Origin of the sequence: Dyadobacter sp. 22481 (assembly GCF_052044875.1) — a bacterium.
GTDB classification, from domain to species: domain Bacteria; phylum Bacteroidota; class Bacteroidia; order Cytophagales; family Spirosomataceae; genus Dyadobacter; species Dyadobacter endophyticus.
This window is the reverse complement of the sequence record NZ_JBQENV010000001.1, coordinates 1,937,974-1,956,543: the sequence shown is the minus strand read 5'-3', so window position 1 is coordinate 1,956,543 and position 18,570 is coordinate 1,937,974. Positions and strand designations below refer to the sequence as shown.

Annotated in this window: 16 protein-coding genes; all 16 read left to right on the top strand. The window is 53.0% G+C overall.

The window, feature by feature from the left end; genetic code table 11:
• The first annotated feature begins 84 nt into the window (after positions 1 to 84).
• The 16 genes from ACTJJJ_RS07545 to ACTJJJ_RS07470 all read left to right on the top strand — a co-directional run bounded on the left by ACTJJJ_RS07545 (position 85) and on the right by ACTJJJ_RS07470 (position 18,538).
• The gene (locus tag ACTJJJ_RS07545; RefSeq protein WP_188929069.1) at positions 85 to 675 is read left to right on the top strand and encodes an RNA polymerase sigma factor; all 591 of its coding nucleotides are present in this window, start codon (positions 85 to 87) and stop codon (positions 673 to 675) included.
• A gap of 89 nt (positions 676 to 764) precedes the next feature.
• Entirely contained in the window at positions 765 to 1,715 is a 951-nt protein-coding gene (locus tag ACTJJJ_RS07540; protein ID WP_188929071.1) for a FecR family protein, read from the top strand.
• A gap of 171 nt (positions 1,716 to 1,886) precedes the next feature.
• Positions 1,887 to 5,414 carry a SusC/RagA family TonB-linked outer membrane protein gene (locus tag ACTJJJ_RS07535; protein WP_426294232.1) on the top strand — a complete coding sequence of 1,176 codons (3,528 nt, stop codon included), beginning with the start codon at positions 1,887 to 1,889 and terminating at the stop codon, positions 5,412 to 5,414.
• A gap of 2 nt (positions 5,415 to 5,416) precedes the next feature.
• The gene (locus ACTJJJ_RS07530) at positions 5,417 to 6,895 is read left to right on the top strand and encodes a RagB/SusD family nutrient uptake outer membrane protein (RefSeq protein ID WP_426294233.1); all 1,479 of its coding nucleotides are present in this window, start codon (positions 5,417 to 5,419) and stop codon (positions 6,893 to 6,895) included.
• 2 nt (positions 6,896 to 6,897) lie between these two features.
• Complete coding sequence (locus ACTJJJ_RS07525) at positions 6,898 to 8,553, top strand: amidohydrolase (protein ID WP_426294234.1); 1,656 nt, start codon at positions 6,898 to 6,900, stop codon at positions 8,551 to 8,553.
• A 93-nt stretch (positions 8,554 to 8,646) separates the two neighbouring features.
• Positions 8,647 to 10,239 (top strand): amidohydrolase, encoded by a 1,593-nt coding sequence (locus tag ACTJJJ_RS07520; protein ID WP_426295916.1) that lies wholly within the window; start codon positions 8,647 to 8,649, stop codon positions 10,237 to 10,239.
• Between the two features lie 121 nt (positions 10,240 to 10,360).
• Positions 10,361 to 11,029: an ABC transporter ATP-binding protein gene (locus ACTJJJ_RS07515; RefSeq protein ID WP_426294235.1), complete on the top strand. Its 669-nt coding sequence runs from the start codon at positions 10,361 to 10,363 to the stop codon at positions 11,027 to 11,029.
• Positions 10,995 to 12,158, top strand: coding sequence for an ABC transporter permease (locus tag ACTJJJ_RS07510; protein WP_426294236.1), 1,164 nt, complete (start codon positions 10,995 to 10,997; stop codon positions 12,156 to 12,158). The genes ACTJJJ_RS07515 and ACTJJJ_RS07510 overlap by 35 nt, the downstream gene beginning before the upstream one ends.
• A gap of 1 nt (position 12,159) precedes the next feature.
• Positions 12,160 to 12,606 (top strand): hypothetical protein, encoded by a 447-nt coding sequence (locus tag ACTJJJ_RS07505; protein ID WP_188929083.1) that lies wholly within the window; start codon positions 12,160 to 12,162, stop codon positions 12,604 to 12,606.
• A 32-nt stretch (positions 12,607 to 12,638) separates the two neighbouring features.
• A complete protein-coding gene (locus tag ACTJJJ_RS07500) occupies positions 12,639 to 15,203 on the top strand; it encodes a zinc-dependent metalloprotease (protein ID WP_426294237.1) in 2,565 nt (854 codons plus the stop codon).
• Positions 15,204 to 15,496: 293 nt separating this feature from the next.
• Positions 15,497 to 15,856, top strand: coding sequence for a SnoaL-like domain-containing protein (locus ACTJJJ_RS07495; protein WP_426294238.1), 360 nt, complete (start codon positions 15,497 to 15,499; stop codon positions 15,854 to 15,856).
• 103 nt (positions 15,857 to 15,959) lie between these two features.
• The gene (locus ACTJJJ_RS07490) at positions 15,960 to 16,598 is read left to right on the top strand and encodes a class I SAM-dependent methyltransferase (RefSeq protein WP_426294239.1); all 639 of its coding nucleotides are present in this window, start codon (positions 15,960 to 15,962) and stop codon (positions 16,596 to 16,598) included.
• Between the two features lie 147 nt (positions 16,599 to 16,745).
• Entirely contained in the window at positions 16,746 to 17,174 is a 429-nt protein-coding gene (locus ACTJJJ_RS07485) for an SRPBCC family protein (protein WP_426294240.1), read from the top strand.
• Between the two features lie 4 nt (positions 17,175 to 17,178).
• Positions 17,179 to 17,517 (top strand): ArsR/SmtB family transcription factor, encoded by a 339-nt coding sequence (locus ACTJJJ_RS07480; RefSeq protein ID WP_188929094.1) that lies wholly within the window; start codon positions 17,179 to 17,181, stop codon positions 17,515 to 17,517.
• 32 nt (positions 17,518 to 17,549) lie between these two features.
• The gene (locus ACTJJJ_RS07475) at positions 17,550 to 17,996 is read left to right on the top strand and encodes an SRPBCC family protein (protein WP_426294241.1); all 447 of its coding nucleotides are present in this window, start codon (positions 17,550 to 17,552) and stop codon (positions 17,994 to 17,996) included.
• Positions 17,997 to 18,091: 95 nt separating this feature from the next.
• Positions 18,092 to 18,538, top strand: a complete 447-nt coding sequence (locus ACTJJJ_RS07470; RefSeq protein WP_440701693.1) for an SRPBCC domain-containing protein — start codon at positions 18,092 to 18,094, stop codon at positions 18,536 to 18,538.
• Positions 18,539 to 18,570 lie beyond the last annotated feature (32 nt).

Sequence of the window (18,570 nt, the reverse complement as noted above, 5' to 3'; positions counted from 1 at the left end):
CGATGCGGAAAACCTTGAAATTTTTATGAATATGTGGCTAAATTGGGGAGAAGATATTTGGTGGGATCAACGATTTATTTAAAAATGGACGCGCTCGATGAAACTTTTCTGCTGAGAGACATTGCTTTGGGAGACAGCAAGGCTTTCGATGAGGTATACCATCGCTACTACGGCGAGATACGCCGCTATGTGCTCAAATTCGTCAAATCGGCCGACCACACTGAGGATCTTTGCCAGGAAATCTTCCTGAAAGTGTGGGAAAAACGCGAAACGCTACCCAACCTGCATTCGTTCCGCGCCTACCTTTTCACGGTTTCCAAAAACCGGGTCCTCGATTTCCTTCGTCACGCTGCTACCGAGCGTTCCGTGCGGGAGGAGGTCATCAGCGCTTCGCTGCAACACGCGAGCCATGTCGAGGAAGCGCTGCAATCGGAAGAATATCAGCATTATCTGCAAAAGGTGCTTCGCGAACTTTCCCCACGCGACCAGGAGGTTTTCCGCCTGTGCCGCGAAATGGAGCATACCTACGACGAAGCCGCCGAAGTACTCGGCATCTCCCGCAACGCCATTAAAAAACACATGGTAAAGGCCATCAAGTACATCAAATATTCTGCCTGCAAGAGCTTTGGACTGTCGTTCAATTCGTTGGTTTTGTGTGGGTTAGTGATTTGGTGAGTATTAAAATTACGATTCTCACAAAAAAATTACATAGGTGGGTACCCTGTTGCCCGTCTCGCCCGTCTTCATCATAAATAGCCGGAAAAATGGAAGAAAAGCAATTCCAGGAAATACTCGTAAAGCGTTACCTGGCTAATGCATTGAGCAAAGAGGAGCTGGACGTTTTCTTTCGATTCCTCGGCGAAGGCAAACTGGATGCGGAACTTCACCGACAGCTCGACGAAGAAAGTGGTTTAGAAAAACGGCCGGTTCAACCGCTCCGCAGCGGGCGATGGACGGTCCTTTCCCCGACATTCCGCATTGCCGCGTCGGTATTGCTGGTAATAGGCATGGCATACTTCGCCTGGAAACATAATACCTTCCAGTTGTTTGCAAACACGGTTTCGGTGGCGACGGGCAAGGGTGAACGAAAAGAAATAAAACTTCCCGATGGCTCGGTGGTGTGGCTCAATGAATCTAGCAGTATGGAATATCCGGCCCATTTCGAGGCCCACACGCGGAAAGTGACGCTGCTCGACGGCGAGGCGTATTTCGATATAAAAAGAGACGAATCAAAGCCGTTTTTCGTGGAAGCCTCAGGCACCACAACGCGCGTGTTGGGCACCGCATTCAACATCCGATCGTACCATTTTTTGAAAAGTATATTGGTAACCGTTACTCGCGGGAAGGTAGAAGTGCAGAAAGCCGAAGGCGGGCCTGACAAGAAGGTACTTTTGCCCAACGAACAGGTGTGCTATGATGTGAGGACCCGCCAGATCCGGAAAGTGAATGTCAACAGCGTCAACGCGGTGGCGTGGAAGGAAGGCAAGCTATTGTTCGATAATGAGAGCTTCGCCAACGTGATTGCTATTCTTGAAAATAAATTTGATGTAAAGATCCAGGCGGAAGGATCGATACGGGAATATCATATGTCTGCCGAATTTGCCTCAACCGACTCCCTCCCTCGCATACTCGATCTACTATCCCTCGCCAACAACCTCGAATACCGCATTGAAAACAACCTGATAACGCTTGTCCCCAAAAAAAGACCCATTTGAACCGGGCGCCTATGTAACGAACGATCGCCCTTCGACGTAAAAAATCCGGCAAGCCGAAGCCCGCCGGACTATGTGATAGTGAAAATCAGAACGTAACGCCAATCACTGACTGATCTTGCTATCCGGAAGCTGGAATTAATGTTTCACGATTATCCCAACTCATTCAAAGGTATGAAAAATTGTACCAGAAGTTTACTGTCCATACACAAATGGACACGCCTGACCGCGCTCTCCCTGTTTTGCGCGCTGCTGGTGACGATGCCTTCCGCCCGAGCGGAAAGAGACGTCAAGCAGAGCCTTCAGGAAGTAACGATCGACCTGACCCTACACGACAGGAGCCTGAAAGAGGCATTCAACCTGATTAAGAAAAAGACCGGCTTCAAATTTGTGTACAATGAGGAACTCGTGGCTCCTTACCGGGTCAATATCGCGGTGAGCCACAAGCCGGTGGACGCGGTGCTCGAGGAGCTGCTCGGCCCGACCCGCCTCGATTACCGGGAGCAGCGGGGCACAGTGGTAATCGTTGAAAAAGAGGCGAAAACCACCGGCCAGATCCAGAAAACGGAAATCCTGCTCGCGTCGCTCGTACGCCCCGCGGATCGCGAAATAGCTGGCGTAGTGACTGACAACGACAATGGCGAGGCATTACCGGGCGTGGCGGTGCTCGTGAAAGGCACTTCCACCGGCACTATCACCGACATGAATGGCAAGTACACGATCAAGGTGTCGGACTCGGGTGCGCCTGTGCTCGTGTTCTCGTACGTGGGCTACGTGGCGCAAGAGGTGGCGGTAGGCAGCCAGTCGGCGGTCAGTATCAAGCTGGCGAGTAGTACCAAGCAGTTGAACGAGCTAATGGTCGTGGGGTACGGCACGCAATCCAAGGAGGAGTTTACCGGCTCGGCGGCGCGGGTGACGGGGGATAAATTGAAGGATATGCCGGTGCAGAGTTTCGACCAGGGACTGGCTGGCCGCGCTACGGGCGTGAGCATCGGTCAGCCCAACGGCGTGCTCAACAACCCGCCCGTGATCCGCATCCGGGGTGTTAACTCTATCTCTCTCAGCTCGTTCCCGTTGATCGTTGTGGATGGCATCCCCATTAATACCGGTGACGTTTCGGCCAACACCACGGTAGCCAACAACCCGCTGGGCGACATCAACCCCGCCGATATCGAATCGATCGACGTGCTGAAAGATGCCGCCTCGACTTCCATTTACGGCTCCCGCGCGGCTGCGGGCGTGCTCCTGATCACTACCAAAAGTGGTAAAACCGGCAAGGCAAAAGTAACCTACGAAGGCTGGACTGGTATGACCAAAGCCACGCGACTGCCTAAAATGCTCAACGCGCAGCAGTTTATGGATATTAAGAATGAAGGTGTAATGAATGCCAAAATCCTGGGTGGTAATGCAAACAACGATGCGGTAGCCTCGGCACTTTTCTTCCCGATTATCCAGGAAGATGGCTCCGTTGTGAATACCAACTGGTACGATAAGGTGTACCAGACCGGCGTTTCCCAAAACCACAGCATCAGCGTTTCGGGTGGTTCGGAATCGACGAAATACTACTTTTCTACGAATTACAGCAACCAGAAAGGCATACTGAAAACCAATCAGTTTACCCGCAAGGCGGCCCGTTTCAATATCGACCACAAGCTCAACTCGTGGCTATCATTTTCGGGAAATATCAATTATAACACAAGCCTGAATGCCTCGCCCAATACGGGTTCGCTGAGCGGTAATGCGTTCGGTTTGGTGGGATCGGCCCGGCTTGCCTGGCTTTCGGCACCGAACGTGTACGCCGTCAACCCCGACGGCTCCTATAATGTGAGTACCTCCAACACATTAGGCATGGGCAACAACAAAGTGGCCAGCAACTTTTACAACCCCGTGCCCCTGCTCGATTTGAACAAATACACCTCCGAAAACGATCGAATTATTGCCAATTTTGGCACTACTGTGAAGATTTTCAAAGGTTTGCAATACAAAATGAGCTATGCAATGGACCGCCTGAAAGTCGAGAACGTGAGCTTCAACAGCCCCGTGCACGGACCCGGAAACTCTACCAACGGCAGCGCTACCAACAGCAGCAGGCTCATCGGTAACTGGAACTGGACCAACACATTGAACTACCAGACTACCATCGCCACCAATCACAACCTCTCCGTGCTGGCAGGTTATGATGTGCAGAAATTCGAAACAACCGCCTGGGGCGCTACCCGCACGCAGCTTTCGGATCCATTCTTCGACGAGTTCCAGGGAAGTTACGGACAAATCTCGCCCACAGCCAATGTGATGACCGAGAGTGCATTGGCATCGGTGTTCTCGCGCTTCACCTATGATTTCAGTAAAAAATACTTTTTCACACTCAATTACCGCCGAGACGGAAACTCGGCGCTCGGTAGTGGCAAAAAGTACGGCAATTTCGGCGGAGTTTCGGCCGGATGGAGCATTTCGGAAGAGGAGTTTTACAAACATTCCAAACTGGCGGACGTGATGAGCAGCGTGAAATTCCGCGCAAGTTGGGGACGCGTGGGCAACTCGGGCGTAAGCGCCTACGGCTCGCTTGCATTGTACGAGTCGGGCCTGTATGGGGCCGTGCCTACGTGGAATTTCAGCCAGGGAGGCAACCCCGATCTGGGTTGGGAAACCAGCAACCAGACCAACGTGGGTGCCGACGTCAGCTTCCTTAACGACCGGATTACCCTCGAAGCCACTTACTATGCCAACAGCGTCAACGGGCTGATCCTCAATGTACCGCAATCACCTTCGAAGGGGATTCCGGGCGATGCGATATTCATGAACATCGGCGCAATGTATAACCACGGCGTCGAGCTCGGCGTGAATGCTAATATTATCCGCAGGGGCAAGCTGAGCTGGAATGCGAGCCTCAATTTTACGCATAACAAAAACAAGGTTACCGAGCTCTACGGACAGGGAACGGAGCTTGTGGGGACCACTTCCACAGCGGCAGAGGCGACCAACATTACCCGCGTCGGCTATTCGGTAGGTAGCTTGTATGGGGCAAAAACCGACGGTGTGAACCCCGAAAACGGCCAGCGCATCTTCATCAACAAGGCGGGCGACCGTGTGCAGTATAGCCACGTGGTACCTGCGGGTGGCAGCCGCTGGACTTACCTGGACGGCTCTCCCGCACCTGCCATCGCGGTGGACGATTACTATCTGCTAGGCAATGCGCTGCCGACCTATTACGGCGGGTTCATCAATAATGTGAAGTACGGACAATGGGATTTGGGCATGAACTTCACTTATTCCGGCGGCAACCTCGTAATGAACGGCACCAAAGGCACCTGGCGCGACCAGCGTTTCTGGAACAACACCACCGAGGTGCTCGACCGCTGGACCACGCCCGGACAGGTAACCAACATCCCGCGCGTCGTGTACGGCGACCTGCTTTCGAACGGCTCGTCGTGGCCAATCTCCGAGAATGCCGAGAAGGGCGATTTCCTGAGGTTGCAGTCGGTTTCGCTGGGTTACCGTGTGCCGGGGACGATTCTGAGCAGACTGGGGCTAAGTTCGGTGCGGTTATATGCACAGGTTTTCAATGCATTTATCCTCACCAAATACACCGGTACCGATCCTGAGATTTCGGTCAATGGTAATTCCAATACGACTCCGGGGGTTGAGAAAAACTCCATTCCGCAGGGCCGCACTTTCACATTTGGTTTAAATCTCGGTTTCTGATCATGAAAAACATACTCAAAAACACTCCTATGAAGCCCGCAAATACCCTGCTGTTCCGGCTGATCTGCGTGGCATTGCCCATGACGGGCCTTATGACCTCGTGCGACGAAAAGGAACTGCTGAACCCGGTGCCTAACATTGCCTTGCAGGACGCCTACATTTTCGACACGCCCGCCCGTGTGCTGGGGCAGGTGAATGGTTTGTATGGTGCAATGAAACAGGCCGGTCTGTATGGTGGCCGCTATCTGATGCTGGCCGATATTCGCGGCGAAGAGTTTATTAACCGTACGCAAAATGTCTTTACCGGTTACGATGCTTGGAGCCACACGGTCACTTCCGGCTCCAACGACGCCTCATCGGCTTGGGGGACTTCCTATACGGCCATCAACTCGGCGAACCTGCTGATCGACGGCCTGCCGAAGCATCCCGACGTTGTGGATGCGGCCACAGCCGCGCAGTATGTCGCGGAGGCGAAATTCGTGCGCGCTTTCTGCTATTTCGGGTTGATCATCCGCTATGCACAGCCTTATGCGAAAGACAAAGGCGCCTCCCCGGGCATTCCGCTGCGCCTGCAGGGAGAGAGTACGCCGGCCAACAACGACCTTGCGCGCAGTACGGTGGCGGAGGTGTATGCACAAATCCTGAAAGACCTCGACGAGGCCGAAGCCGGATTGCCCGTCAACTATTCGACAGCCTTGCTGAATACCACCCGCGCCCATAAAAATACGGCTATTACCATGAAAACGAGGGTGTATCTGACCATGGGCGACTATGCTAAAACGGTCACGGAAGCGAAGAAGATTGTTTCCGATGCAACGCCGTTCAGTGCCCCGACGGGCGTGAAACACCAGTTGCAACAGAATATTACCACCGTGTTTTTTACGGATTACACGACCACCGAGTCGATCTTCTCGATGCCGATGACCGCCCTGAACCTGGTAAGCGGCCAGAATTCGCTCGCCTACGAGTATAACCTCAATTTGGAATACAACCTCAACCCGACGGGCATACTGGGGGAACCCACCTGGCCAGCTACCGATGCGCGCAAAACCGCATTCACGCGGGTAGCGGGCGGGCTTACGTATTTGAAAAAATACAACCAGACCAACCCGACCATTGATTACGTGCCGTTGCTCCGCTATTCGGAGGTGCTGCTGAACTATGCCGAGGCCCTCGCCAAAACCGGCGACTTGGCCAAATCGGCAGAACTGCTGAAAGCCGTACGCTTGCGCTCGGATGCTACCTATGCATTCCCGGCGGCCGATATTGCCACGGCCGAGGCATTGGTGAAAACGATCTGGATCGAACGACGCATCGAGTTTCTGGGAGAAGGCCTGCGTTCGAACGATCTCCTGCGCAATATGCTCACGATCCCGGCCAAAGGCAGCGGAGGGCTGTCGGCGCCGGCCATCGCCCCCGCCCAGCCCGAGTACATTTTCCCGATCCCGAATGCAGAACTGTCAACTAACAAACTGATCTAGGTATGAAAAAATATAGATTCAAGTGGCTGGCGGTGCTGGCCCTGCTCCCCGGCCTCGCGAGCGCGCAGGTGAAACTCACTCCCGCGAAAATCGACGCGCTCAAAACCGAGCTGGCGAAGGACATCGACGGCCAGAAGAAGTTTACGCAGGAAATGGTGGATATGATTTTCAGCTTCGGCGAGCTGGGTTTTCAGGAAGTGGAAACCTCCAAGTACCTGACGGATATTCTCCAAAAGAACGGATTTACAGTCGAAAAAGGCATCTCAGGCATTCCTACCGCCTGGACGGCCAAGTGGGGCTCAGGAAAACCGGTGATCGCCGTTGGTAGCGACATCGATTGCATTCCAAAGGCATCGCAAAAGCCGGGCGTTGCCTATCACGACCCGATCATCGAAGGCGCCCCCGGTCACGGTGAAGGCCATAACTCCGGCCAGCCGCTGAATGTGACGGCCGTCCTGGCATTGAAAAAGATCATGGAGCGCGAGAAGATACCGGGCACGATTATGCTCTGGCCGGGTGTGGCGGAGGAACAGCTCGCTACCAAGGCCTATTTTGTCCGTGATGGCTATTTCAAAGATGTGGACGCCTGTATTTTCACCCACGTTAGCAGCAACCTGGGCACCTCGTATGGCGATGGCGGTGGTAACGGCATGATCTCCGTCCGTTTCGATTTCGAAGGCCAGGCCTCGCATGCTGGCGGCGCGCCCTGGCGTGGAAAGAGCGCATTGGACGCCGTGGAGCTGATGAATATCGGTTGGAACTATCACCGCGAGCACATGGAAACCACCCAGCGTTCGCATTATGTGATCACCGACGGTGGCGACCAGCCCAATGTGGTGCCTTCCAAAGCTTCGGTATGGTACTACTTCCGTGAGCGCAGCTATCCGAAGATCACGCAGATGCATAAAGACGGCATCCGCATCGCCGAAGCGGCCGCAAAAATGACCGAGACGAAAATGTCATACGAAGTACTCGGCAGCGCCTGGCCGGGGCATATGAACCAGCCTATTGCCGAAGCGATGTATGAGAATATCAAGGGCGTTGGCCTGCCGCAATGGAGCGAGGAAGATCAAAAACTGGCACGCGCATTACAGAAAGAAGTGGGAAGCCCTGCTACCGGTTTCGGAGGCGAGCCGGCAAACGACGGCCTGAGCACTTCGCTGAGCCAGTTGAGAAAACCGATGGCAACGGCGTCATCGGGAGGAGGAGGGTCGGATGATATTGCGGACATTTCCTGGAATTTGCCGACAATTGTCCTGGGATATCCGGCCAATATTCCCGGGTTGCCCGGTCATCACTGGGCCAACGCCATTGCCATGGCGACGCCTATTGCGCACAAAGGCGTTACCGCCGGGGCAAAAGCGGAGGCGATGACGCTCCTCGATCTGTTTGTAAAACCCGAAATCCTGACCAATGCCTGGAAGTATTTCAATGAGGTACAAACCAAGGATACCAAATACACGGCCCTCATCTCCAAAACCGATAAACCGGCTGTTCACCTTAACCAGAAGATCATGGAGCAGTACCGCCCGGAAATGAAGAAATTTTATTACGATCCCGCCAAATATCCGACCTATCTCGAACAGTTAGGTATTAAATACCCGACGGTCCGCGTGTCGGCGCCCGGCGAGGGAAAGAATTCAGGGACAGGGAAATAGGCTGATATATAAACAATTCCAAATATGCTCTCAAAAACAGATGGTTTGTTCAGAAAAATGCGGCATTGGGGAATGGGCTGTACGGCAGGTGTGATGATGGCTTTGCCGGTGAAAACAATGGCGCAGGTAAAAATGAGCCCCGCGAAAATCGACGCGCTCAAAACCGAGCTGGTGAAGGAGATCGACAGCCAGCAGAAGTTTACGCAGGAAATGGTGGACATGGTGTTCAGCTTCGGCGAGCTGGGCTTTCAGGAGGTCGAAACATCGAAATACCTGACGGATATCTTAAACAAAAACGGCTTCACCATCGAGCAGGGCATTGCCGGCATTCCTACCGCCTGGACAGCGAAATGGGGCTCCGGGAAGCCGTTAATCGCCGTAGGCAGTGATATCGATTGTATCCCAAAAGCCTCCCAGAAGCCCGGTGTGGCTTACCACGATCCGATTATCGAAGGTGCACCCGGCCACGGCGAGGGACATAACTCCGGCCAGCCGCTGAACATTACCGCAGTGCTGGCATTGAAAAAAATTATGGAGCGTGAAAAAATACCGGGTACAATTATGCTTTGGCCTGGTGTCGCAGAAGAACAGCTTGGTACCAAGGCCTATTATGTGCGCGATGGTTTTTTCAAAAACGTGGACGCCTGCATTTTTACCCACGTGGCCAATAACCTCTCCGTTTCGTATGGCGACGGTGGGAACAACGGCATGGTATCGGTTCAGTTTAACTTCGAGGGACAGGCATCTCATGCGGGCGCGGCGCCCTGGCGTGGGAAAAGCGCGCTCGACGCAGTGGAGCTGATGAATATCGGCTGGAACTTCCACCGCGAGCATATGGAAACCACCCAGCGGTCGCATTACGTGATCAAGGACGGCGGCGACCAGCCTAATGTAGTACCTTCCAAGGCATCGGTATGGTACTATTTCCGCGAGCGGACTTACCCGAAAATCACCCAGATGTTTAAAGACGGTATCCGCATCGCCGAGGGCGCAGCGCAGATGACCGAAACCAAAATGACCTACGAAGTGCTGGGCAGTGCGTGGCCTGGGCATTTCAACCAGGCTATTGCCGAGACGATGTATGAAAATATCAAACGCGTAGGGTTGCCCAAATGGTCGGAAGACGACCAGATACTCGCCAAAGCGGCCCAGAAGGAAATGCAAAACCCGGAAGGCGGCGCGCTCGAAACCAATGGGCTGGCCACGACTTTGAGCCAGTTGTCCAAACCTTCGGCCACGCCTAATACCGGCGGCGGCGGTTCGGACGACATAGCCGACATTTCCTGGAACCTGCCCACTGTGGTACTACGCTATCCGGCCAACATCCCCGGCCTTCCCGGCCACCATTGGGCAAATGCGATCGCGATGGCGACGCCCATTGCACACAAAGGCGTTACCGCCGGCGCCAAGGTGGAGGCTATGACGTTGCTCGACCTGCTGGTGAAACCCGAAGTGCTACGCAATGCCTGGGAGTATTTCAATAATGTCCAGACCAAAGACGTCAAATACAAGGCCCTCATTTCCGACACAGATAAGCCGGCGATCCACCTGAACGAAAAGATCATGTCGGAGTACCGGCCGGAAATGAAGAAGTATTATTACGATCCGACGAAGTATACGACGTATTTGGAACAGCTGGGGATCAAATATCCCACGGTGCGGGAAGCGGCAGGGGAGGGGAAGTAGCGGGGGCGTTTATGTCGGGCATAATCAGTTGTTGTCATGTGTGGTTGGCGATGGCAATACCTGACTAAATCAGACAACGCCTGACCCTATCTGACAACACCTGACCAAACCTGATAAATCAATGCTGCAAACATCCCTTTTGACCAAAACCTTCGCGAATGGCACCACACTGCACTTTCCTGACTGGAACGTCGGTAAAGGCGAGCAATGGCTCTTGCTGGGCGAGTCGGGAAGTGGAAAAACGACTTTGCTGCACATGCTCGGTGGGTTGCTGCGGCCTTTGTCGGGGTGCGTGCTGGCGAATGGGACGGATTTGTATGCGCGTTCTGCCCGGGAGTTGGACCGGTTTCGTGGGAAACACATTGGTATTGTTTTCCAGCAACCGCATTTGATCCGCAGCATGACGGTGGAGGAAAACCTGCAACTGGCGCAAAGTTTTACCGGTGCGGCGAAAGACCCGCTGCGAATCCGGGAGGTGCTGGATGCATTGGATATGGGCTACAAAAGGCGCAGCTATCCGCCGGAATTGAGCCACGGACAAGCGCAGCGTGTGGGCATCGCACGGGCGCTCGTGAACCGGCCGGCATTGTTGCTGGCCGATGAGCCTACCAGCAGTCTCGATAACCGCAACGCAGATGCCGTGATCCGCTTGCTATCGGACCTGGCCGGGTCGCAGGGTTCTACGCTCATTATTTCCACCCACGACGACCGGGTTAAGGAGGCTTTTTTCAAAGATTTTATGTTTGAACTTTCGCATGAACGCATTTCAGATCAGTTGGAAAAATCTTAAAGCCAACCCGCTGACGCTCGCATTGAACCTGCTGCTGATCGCATTCGGAACGGGCATACTCGCGATGCTCCTTGTCGGCATGGGACAGGTAGCCGACCGGCTGCGCAACAATGCGAAAGGCGTGGATCTCGTGGTGGGTGCCAAAGGCAGCCCGCTGCAACTGATATTGAGCAGCATTTACTTTATTGATTTTCCAACGGGGAATATCAGTGAACAAGAGGCACGTTCGCTGGTGGCTAACCCGATGGTTAAAAAAGCAGTGCCGCTTGCATTGGGAGATAACTATGCCGGTTTCCGCATCGTCGGGACCGACACGGGTTACGCAACCTTGCAAGGTCTGGAATTGGCCGCGGGACGTTTCTGGGCCAAAGAGTTTGAAATCGTCATCGGGGCGCACGTGGCGCGGGCGCAGCATTTGAAACCCGGCGACCGCATTTACGGCTCGCACGGACTTTCGTCGGATCAGGATATTCACGAGGACCATCCTTACATTGTTACCGGGATTTTGAAAATGAGGGGAAATGTGGCTGATAACCTGGTGCTCACCAGCCTGGAAAGCATCTGGGCGATGCATGGCGCGGACGGAAAACGCGAAGTCACGTCCATGCTTTTGCAATACCGGTCGAGGATGGCGATGGTGGCATTGCCGGCGATGATCAACCGCTCCACGAACATGCAGGCCGCCGCTCCGGCGAAGGAAAGTGCGCGGCTCTTCGCATTGATCGGCGTTGGAGTGGATGCGGTAGGCTATTTTGCGGTCGCATTGATGTTGTTGGCCGGGGTGAGCGTTTTTGTAAGCCTTTACAACTCCCTCCGCGAGCGGGTGTACGACCTCGCGGTTATGCGCGTGATGGGTGCGTCGCGCGGGGCGATTTTTACAATGATTTTGCTGGAAGGCACGGTGCTGACCACATTAGGATCGATTGCCGGAATGCTGCTCGGCCACAGTGCGCTGCATGCGATGGGATATTGGCAGGGGTCGCCGCAGGCGCGGCTGGACGGCCTGGTGTTTTTGCCCAAAGAGGGCTGGCTCCTCATAGCAGGGCTGTGCATCGGATTAGTGGCGGCATTGCTGCCTGCCATACGGGCCTACCGGACCGATATTTCTGAAACCATGTCGAAAATTTGAAATGATTATTACCAAAAAATGGCTGTTGTTGATTTTCTTGCTGTCGGGATACGCCGGTATGGCCCAGCCGCCGGCGCATATCCCGCTGATGAACGACACCTGGAAGCTCATCGCGCAACGTACCTACAAGAAGAACGCCGAATTTAAGATGGTCCCCGCGTTTCCCGCCCGGCTGGAAGCGTTGCAGAATAAGGCCGTCGAATTGCCCGGCTACATGATCCCGATCAATGCCGACCTTAATCACAGGGAGTTTATGCTCGCCGTGGTACCGATGGACCAATGCCCCTATTGCGGGCAGGGCGACATTCCGTCGATGGTGGAAGTCAAAATGATGAGGGAAGTTGGGTATACCGACAAGCCAGTGAGGATCAGGGGCAAACTGATGCTGAACAAAACCGGCGATTACCGTTCGGAAGTATTCCTGCTTCAAGCGGAGCAGGTGAAATAGTATTCAAATCATTCATCCATAACCCGATTCCTATGAAGTCGAGATTTTATGCATTGGCTGTTCTGTTGGCGGCTGGTACCCTCAGTTTTGCACAAAACCCCGGCGCGGCACCAGGGGCCAGGGCTACGACCCCCGGGGCGGCGGCCCCCGCCACGAGTATTGCTTCCGCCACACAGGGCATGAAGAAGTACGAGGGCTTTTTTAATTTTTATTATGATGAAAAAACAGGCAAGGTGCTGCTCGAAGTAGATAAGCTCGACAAAGATTTTCTCTATTTCGCGTCACTTTCGGAAGGTGTCGGCAATGGTGGCCCCGAGCGTGGGCAGGCGTCATCGGCGCTGGCGAAATTCATCAAAGTAGGTCCGAAAGTACTGCTCGTGGAGCCGGTGACCAACTACCGGGCCATCACGCAGAATGCCGACGAGCAAAAAGCCGTTGATAATGCATTTGCCAAATCGGTAATCTGGGGCTTCGCACCGGTGGCCGTAGAGGGCGAAAAACTGCTGATCGACCTCACCCCATTTATAATCCGCGACAGCCAGAACATCGCCGCGCGCCTGGGTGTGCGCCGTGTGAGCGGACCTGTGAGCGTAGCGCAGCCCTCGGGCGGCGGCGGAACTTACCGGCTCGACGAATCACGCTCGGTAGTGTACCTCGAAAACACGAAAAATTTCCCTAAAAACACCGAGTTCGAAGCGATGGTCACTTTCATCGGGGGCTCACCGAACGTGAACCGCTTTGGAGGCGGTGGTAGTAGCCTCGCACCTGATCCGAGCGCGGTGACGATCAATATGCACCAGTCGTTTGTGGAATTGCCGGATGGTAACTACAAGCCGCGGCGTTTCGACCCGAGGTCGGCATTCGGGATGTTCAGCTACATGGATTTCTCGGCGCCTATGACCGAGCCGATCACGAAGCGGTTTATCCGCAGGCACCGTTTGGAGAAGAAAAACCCGGGTAGCGCGCCCAGCGAAGCCGTGGAGCCGATTGTGTACTACATCGACCGCGGTGCCCCCGAGCCGGTGAAAGCCGCATTGATCGAAGGCGGGGCGTACTGGAATGAGGCATTCGAGGCCGCAGGTTATAAGAATGCATTCCAGGTCAAGGAGTTACCCGCCGGTGCCGATCCGATGGATATCCGGTATAATGTCGTGAACTGGATCAATCGCACCGGTGCGCCGCGTGGGTTTTCCTCAGGCGCCTCGTATATCGATCCGCGGACCGGTGAAATCATCAAAGGCGTGGTAACCCTCGGCTCCGACCGGCACCGGCAGGATTACCTCATTGCGGAAGGTCTTTTGCAGCCTTATGAAGATGGTAAAAAGACCACCAACGCCATGCAGGAGCTTGCATTGGCGCGCGTGAGGCAGCTTTCGGCCCACGAAATAGGCCATACGCTTGGTTTTAACCACAATTTTGCCGCTAGCCCGAAAGACCGTGGCTCGGTAATGGATTATCCGTTCCCGAGATTTTCCCTGAAAGCGGATGGGACAGTCGACGTTTCGGATTCCTATGCAAAAGGCATCGGCGCCTGGGACAAGCGCGCAGTGATGTGGGGCTACACCGAGTTTCCGAAAGCAGCAGATGAGGAAGCGGGTCTTGAAAAAATCATGCAGGAAACGCTCAAACAGGGCTTTTTGTACATCCCCGACATTGGCGGCAATGCTCACCCGACGTCGCACCAGTGGGACGACGGCGCCAACCCTATCGACCAGATGACCAACATTATGAAGGTCCGCAGGAAGGTACTTGATAATTTCTCTGAAAAAGCCATCCAAAAAGGCGAACCGATGGCGACGATCGAGGAAGTGCTGGTGCCGATCTATTTGCTGCATCGCTATCAGGTGGAAGCCGTGGCAAAATCGGTCGGCGGCTTGTATTTTACCCACGCCGTGAAGAACGACGGCCAGGTAACCACGCGCATGGTGGAACCGAAGGAGCAATGGCGCGCGCTGGAATCACTTTTGAGCACCATTACACCGGAAGCATTGGCATTACCGGAAGGGTTGATCAGCAAAATTCCGCCTCGTCCGAGCGGCTATCCGGCCAGCCTCGAAACTTTCACCGGCCACACCGGCCCGACATTCGATCCCATTGCGGCCGCCGAAACCGCGGCAGGCACCACGATATCCTACCTGCTCAATCCCGAACGCGCCGCGCGCCTGATCGAATATAATGCGCGTGACCCGAAGCAGCCCGGACTAATGCCGGTGATTGATAAGCTGTTGGAAAAAACCTGGAAATCGTCTCCGGTGGACGGCTACAAGGGCGAACTGCAAACCCTGGTCAATAACCTCTCGCTGAAATATCTCCTGATGCTCGCTGCCGATCCCCAAGCGCCTGAAAACGTGCGTGGCGAAGCATTGTTGAAAGTAGGCGAGCTAAGCGAGTGGCTGAAAGGGCAGCTCGTCGCAGCTGCTCCGAAACAAAAGGCCAATATGTTGTTCGCATTGTCGCGGATCGACGAGTTCGGCAAGAACCCGGTCAAGTTCGAGCCAGGCTCGGTGCTCGACATGCCTCCGGGCGCGCCGATTATGGGGCATATTGATTTCATGGGCTGTTCGCAGACGCATTCGGCGGACCATATTTCCGAATAGGGGTTATAGGTAGCAAATGCAGGATTTACTTCATCGCCTGCTTTTCAGATAGTACTCCAGAATTAAGTGCTTGCAAGCCTAGCTATGAGCCGAAGGCAAATAGCAGGGGTCCATGGGTCTTGCCACAGTCAGCTCCCTCCGGTATGCCGCATTTTGCGACATACCGGAGGGAGCTGACTGTTTAGGAAACAGCGGCTGTTATTCAACAAACTTCTTCAATATTATAGTGTTGTGTCTCTAACTTGTAGTAAATAAAGCTGAACATCACTTTTATTTCTAAATCTCACATAGTCATGACCATAGAACAAATTGCCATTCGTTTGGCGGATTATTGCCGCAAAGAACAATTCACCCAAGCACTCGAAGCGCTGTACGCGGACAATGCAGTGAGCATCGAGCCTTTTGAATTTCCTGGTTTTGAAAAGGAAACCAAAGGGCTGAATGCCATGCTGGAAAAGGATAAGAAATTTAGCGCTCTGGTGGAGTCCCGGCACGGTACTACCGTTTCGGAGCCACTAATCGCCGGGAATTCGTTTTGCTTTGTCCTAATGATGGACATGAAAATGAAAGGTAGGAACCGCGAGAAGTTAACCGAACTCTGCGTGTACACCTTGGCGAATGAAAAGATTGTTTCTGAGCAGTTCTTCATGTAGTTTACCTTCGCTGAACTCCTGCAGGACGTTTGGAAGTGCGTCGGCAAGATAGCGTAAGCGTAGAAGAACGGAAAATCCGGTTGATACCTTAAAACCAGAAAAAATGAATTCGCAGGATAAAGTATTACACTGCTACAACCAGGTAGCGGACGATTATGCCGCCGAGCGTTGGGATGAGCTGTCCAGAAAACAGATCGACCGCTTGCTGTTGAGGGAATTTGCCGTTGTGAATAAAGACAAGGGGCCATGTGCCGATTTTGGTTGCGGCCCAGGACAAACAACCAAATTCCTTTACGACAGCGGCTTAAAAAACATCGTCGGCATTGACCTATCCCCGGGCATGGTCCGTGCGGCGCAAAGGCTTTCCCCGGAGGTTAAGTTTGAAACCGGAGACTTATTGAATATCGCCTATCCGTCCGGACACTTCGGAAGTGTACTGGCCTTCTACGCAATAGTACATTTCACTACTGAGCAGATCAGGAAGTGTTTCGAAGAAATAAACAGGGTGTTGAAAAGGGGAGGGGATTTCTTGTTTTCCTTTCACGTAGGGAATGAAGTGGTTCATTTTGACAAAGCTCATGACAAAGAAATAGACGTCGATTTGTTCTTCTTCAAAACGGATGACATTATAGAGTTGCTTTCTGAAACAGGTTTTAATATTGTCGACGCCATCGAGAGGCGCCCGAATGCAGCTATGGAATACCCAACCAGGCGGGGGTATATCTGGGCTGAGAAAAAGTAAGAAGCCGTTCAATCCCGAATGCCCAATGCTTCATTATAGTAAGTTCTCATAAACGCACGTTCCATTCAGCGTTGAAAAATTCTTTCGTAAAAATTTGCGTAACTCAGAAGTTACGTTTAACTTTGCGTAACTTCAAAGTTACCCATCATGACAAAACTTATCAAACATCAGTTCTCTTTTCCCCATCCTGTTGAAACCGTTTGGGAGTATCTTACAAATTCGGACCTGCTGGCTGCATGGTTGATGAAAAACGATTTCAAGCCGGTAATCGGGCACGAGTTCCAGTTCAGAACCGGGCCGGTCGCTTCCTTGAACTTCGACGGGATTTTTTACTGCAAAGTGTTGGAGATTATTCCATTTAAACACTTGTCCTATTCATGGAACTGCGGACCGGGCGACGGAGAAATAGCCCTGGAATCCGTTGTGAACTGGGACCTTGAACGAACCGAAAATGGTGCCACGCTGCATCTGGAGCATACGGGCTTTGCTAAAAAAGAGAACCTGGAGATGTACAACGGGCTACTGCTTGGCTGGGTGGAAAAACTTCAAAAGATCGCAAACCTTCTAAACGCATAAAATCATGGCGATACCAACCCTTGATGTATTCCAGGTAATTGGTGACCCCAGCAGACGAAAAATGCTGATGCTGCTGTTTGCCGGCAGCATGACGATCAATAACCTGGCCGACAATTTCGATATGAGCCGGCCGGCAGTGTCCAAGCATGTCAAAATACTGGAAACAGCGGGATTTATTTCGATCACGGATGTAGGCCGCGAACGGTACTGCTCCCTTAAAAAGGACGGATTTGATGAAATGAAAGCCTGGATATCCTACTTCGACAAATTCTGGTTAAGCAAACTGCAAAAATTGGAAGATCTGTTAAATAACAAATCTTTATTCGATGAGCCGGAAAAGTAAATGCTAATGATCAACTATTAAAAACAAACAAAATGAAAACATCCGATTTTACGGTTACTCTGCTGGTCGACCAGAGTCCCAAAGAAGTGATTGAGGCCGTTAGTAACCCCCAGGATTGGTGGTCAGGAGAAGTGACCGGCAGCGCATTGCAACTCAACGACGAGTTTTCCTACCGCTATAAGGACCTGCACTATTCCCGCCAAAGAGTAGTGGAGCTGGTCCCCGAACGGAAGGTCGTTTGGATGGTAACCGAAAGCGAGCTATTCTACGTAGAAGACAGGAATGAGTGGACAGGTACGAGCATCAGCTTCGAGGTGACCCCTCAGGACAACAAAACCGAGATCCGGTTCTCTCATTTGGGCCTGACCCCGGCGGTAGAATGCTTCGATTCCTGCTCAACTACATGGAGCCGGTTGATCAAACAGAGCTTACATAGCTTAATAACAACCGGTAGGGGACAGCAGCTCGTTTTGGCTTAGTCTCCCTCATTTCTCGACAAGATATTCAACTTTTACTAACCGAAGCTGGCCAGGTCACAGAGAATCAGGCCGACCAGCTTACTTATCCTTATGCCATGTCCAGAGATTTGAATGCCTCACTTTCGGTAGCTCAGTCTGCCCAAAATGTTTTCAACGCAGTAAACAATGTCCGTGGCTGGTGGTCCGAGCGGATCGAGGGCGTGACGGACCAGATTGATCAGGAATTTACCTACCAGCGAAAAGAGCTCCACAAATGCACCATGAAAATTGTCGAACACGTCCCCGACAGAAAGGTGGTTTGGCTTGTACTCGACAACTACTTTAGCTTTACTCAGGATCAATCAGAATGGATCGGAACCCGGGTTGAATTCGAGATATCCGAAAGTGGTGGAAAGACCGATCTCAACTTTACCCATCACGGTCTGGGACCAGAACATGAGTGCTACAACATCTGTTTCGACGCGTGGACATTCTACATTACTGAAAGCCTGAGAGAGCTGATTACGAAAGGGGTTGGTCAACCCAACCCGCTTGTTGAATAGTGCTTAAAAATCAGCACATCATGAGCATAGGC

Bases quoted from the DNA above. Each gene is read 5' to 3' on its own strand.
- ACTJJJ_RS07545 (WP_188929069.1), top strand. From the start codon at position 85: ATGGACGCGCTCGATGAAACTTTTCTGCTGAGAGACATTGCTTTGGGA.
- ACTJJJ_RS07540 (WP_188929071.1), top strand. From the start codon at position 765: ATGGAAGAAAAGCAATTCCAGGAAATACTCGTAAAGCGTTACCTGGCT.
- ACTJJJ_RS07535 (WP_426294232.1), top strand. From the start codon at position 1,887: ATGAAAAATTGTACCAGAAGTTTACTGTCCATACACAAATGGACACGC.
- ACTJJJ_RS07530 (WP_426294233.1), top strand. From the start codon at position 5,417: ATGAAAAACATACTCAAAAACACTCCTATGAAGCCCGCAAATACCCTG.
- ACTJJJ_RS07525 (WP_426294234.1), top strand. From the start codon at position 6,898: ATGAAAAAATATAGATTCAAGTGGCTGGCGGTGCTGGCCCTGCTCCCC.
- ACTJJJ_RS07520 (WP_426295916.1), top strand. From the start codon at position 8,647: ATGATGGCTTTGCCGGTGAAAACAATGGCGCAGGTAAAAATGAGCCCC.
- ACTJJJ_RS07515 (WP_426294235.1), top strand. From the start codon at position 10,361: ATGCTGCAAACATCCCTTTTGACCAAAACCTTCGCGAATGGCACCACA.
- ACTJJJ_RS07510 (WP_426294236.1), top strand. From the start codon at position 10,995: ATGAACGCATTTCAGATCAGTTGGAAAAATCTTAAAGCCAACCCGCTG.
- ACTJJJ_RS07505 (WP_188929083.1), top strand. From the start codon at position 12,160: ATGATTATTACCAAAAAATGGCTGTTGTTGATTTTCTTGCTGTCGGGA.
- ACTJJJ_RS07500 (WP_426294237.1), top strand. From the start codon at position 12,639: ATGAAGTCGAGATTTTATGCATTGGCTGTTCTGTTGGCGGCTGGTACC.
- ACTJJJ_RS07495 (WP_426294238.1), top strand. From the start codon at position 15,497: ATGACCATAGAACAAATTGCCATTCGTTTGGCGGATTATTGCCGCAAA.
- ACTJJJ_RS07490 (WP_426294239.1), top strand. From the start codon at position 15,960: ATGAATTCGCAGGATAAAGTATTACACTGCTACAACCAGGTAGCGGAC.
- ACTJJJ_RS07485 (WP_426294240.1), top strand. From the start codon at position 16,746: ATGACAAAACTTATCAAACATCAGTTCTCTTTTCCCCATCCTGTTGAA.
- ACTJJJ_RS07480 (WP_188929094.1), top strand. From the start codon at position 17,179: ATGGCGATACCAACCCTTGATGTATTCCAGGTAATTGGTGACCCCAGC.
- ACTJJJ_RS07475 (WP_426294241.1), top strand. From the start codon at position 17,550: ATGAAAACATCCGATTTTACGGTTACTCTGCTGGTCGACCAGAGTCCC.
- ACTJJJ_RS07470 (WP_440701693.1), top strand. From the start codon at position 18,092: ATGTCCAGAGATTTGAATGCCTCACTTTCGGTAGCTCAGTCTGCCCAA.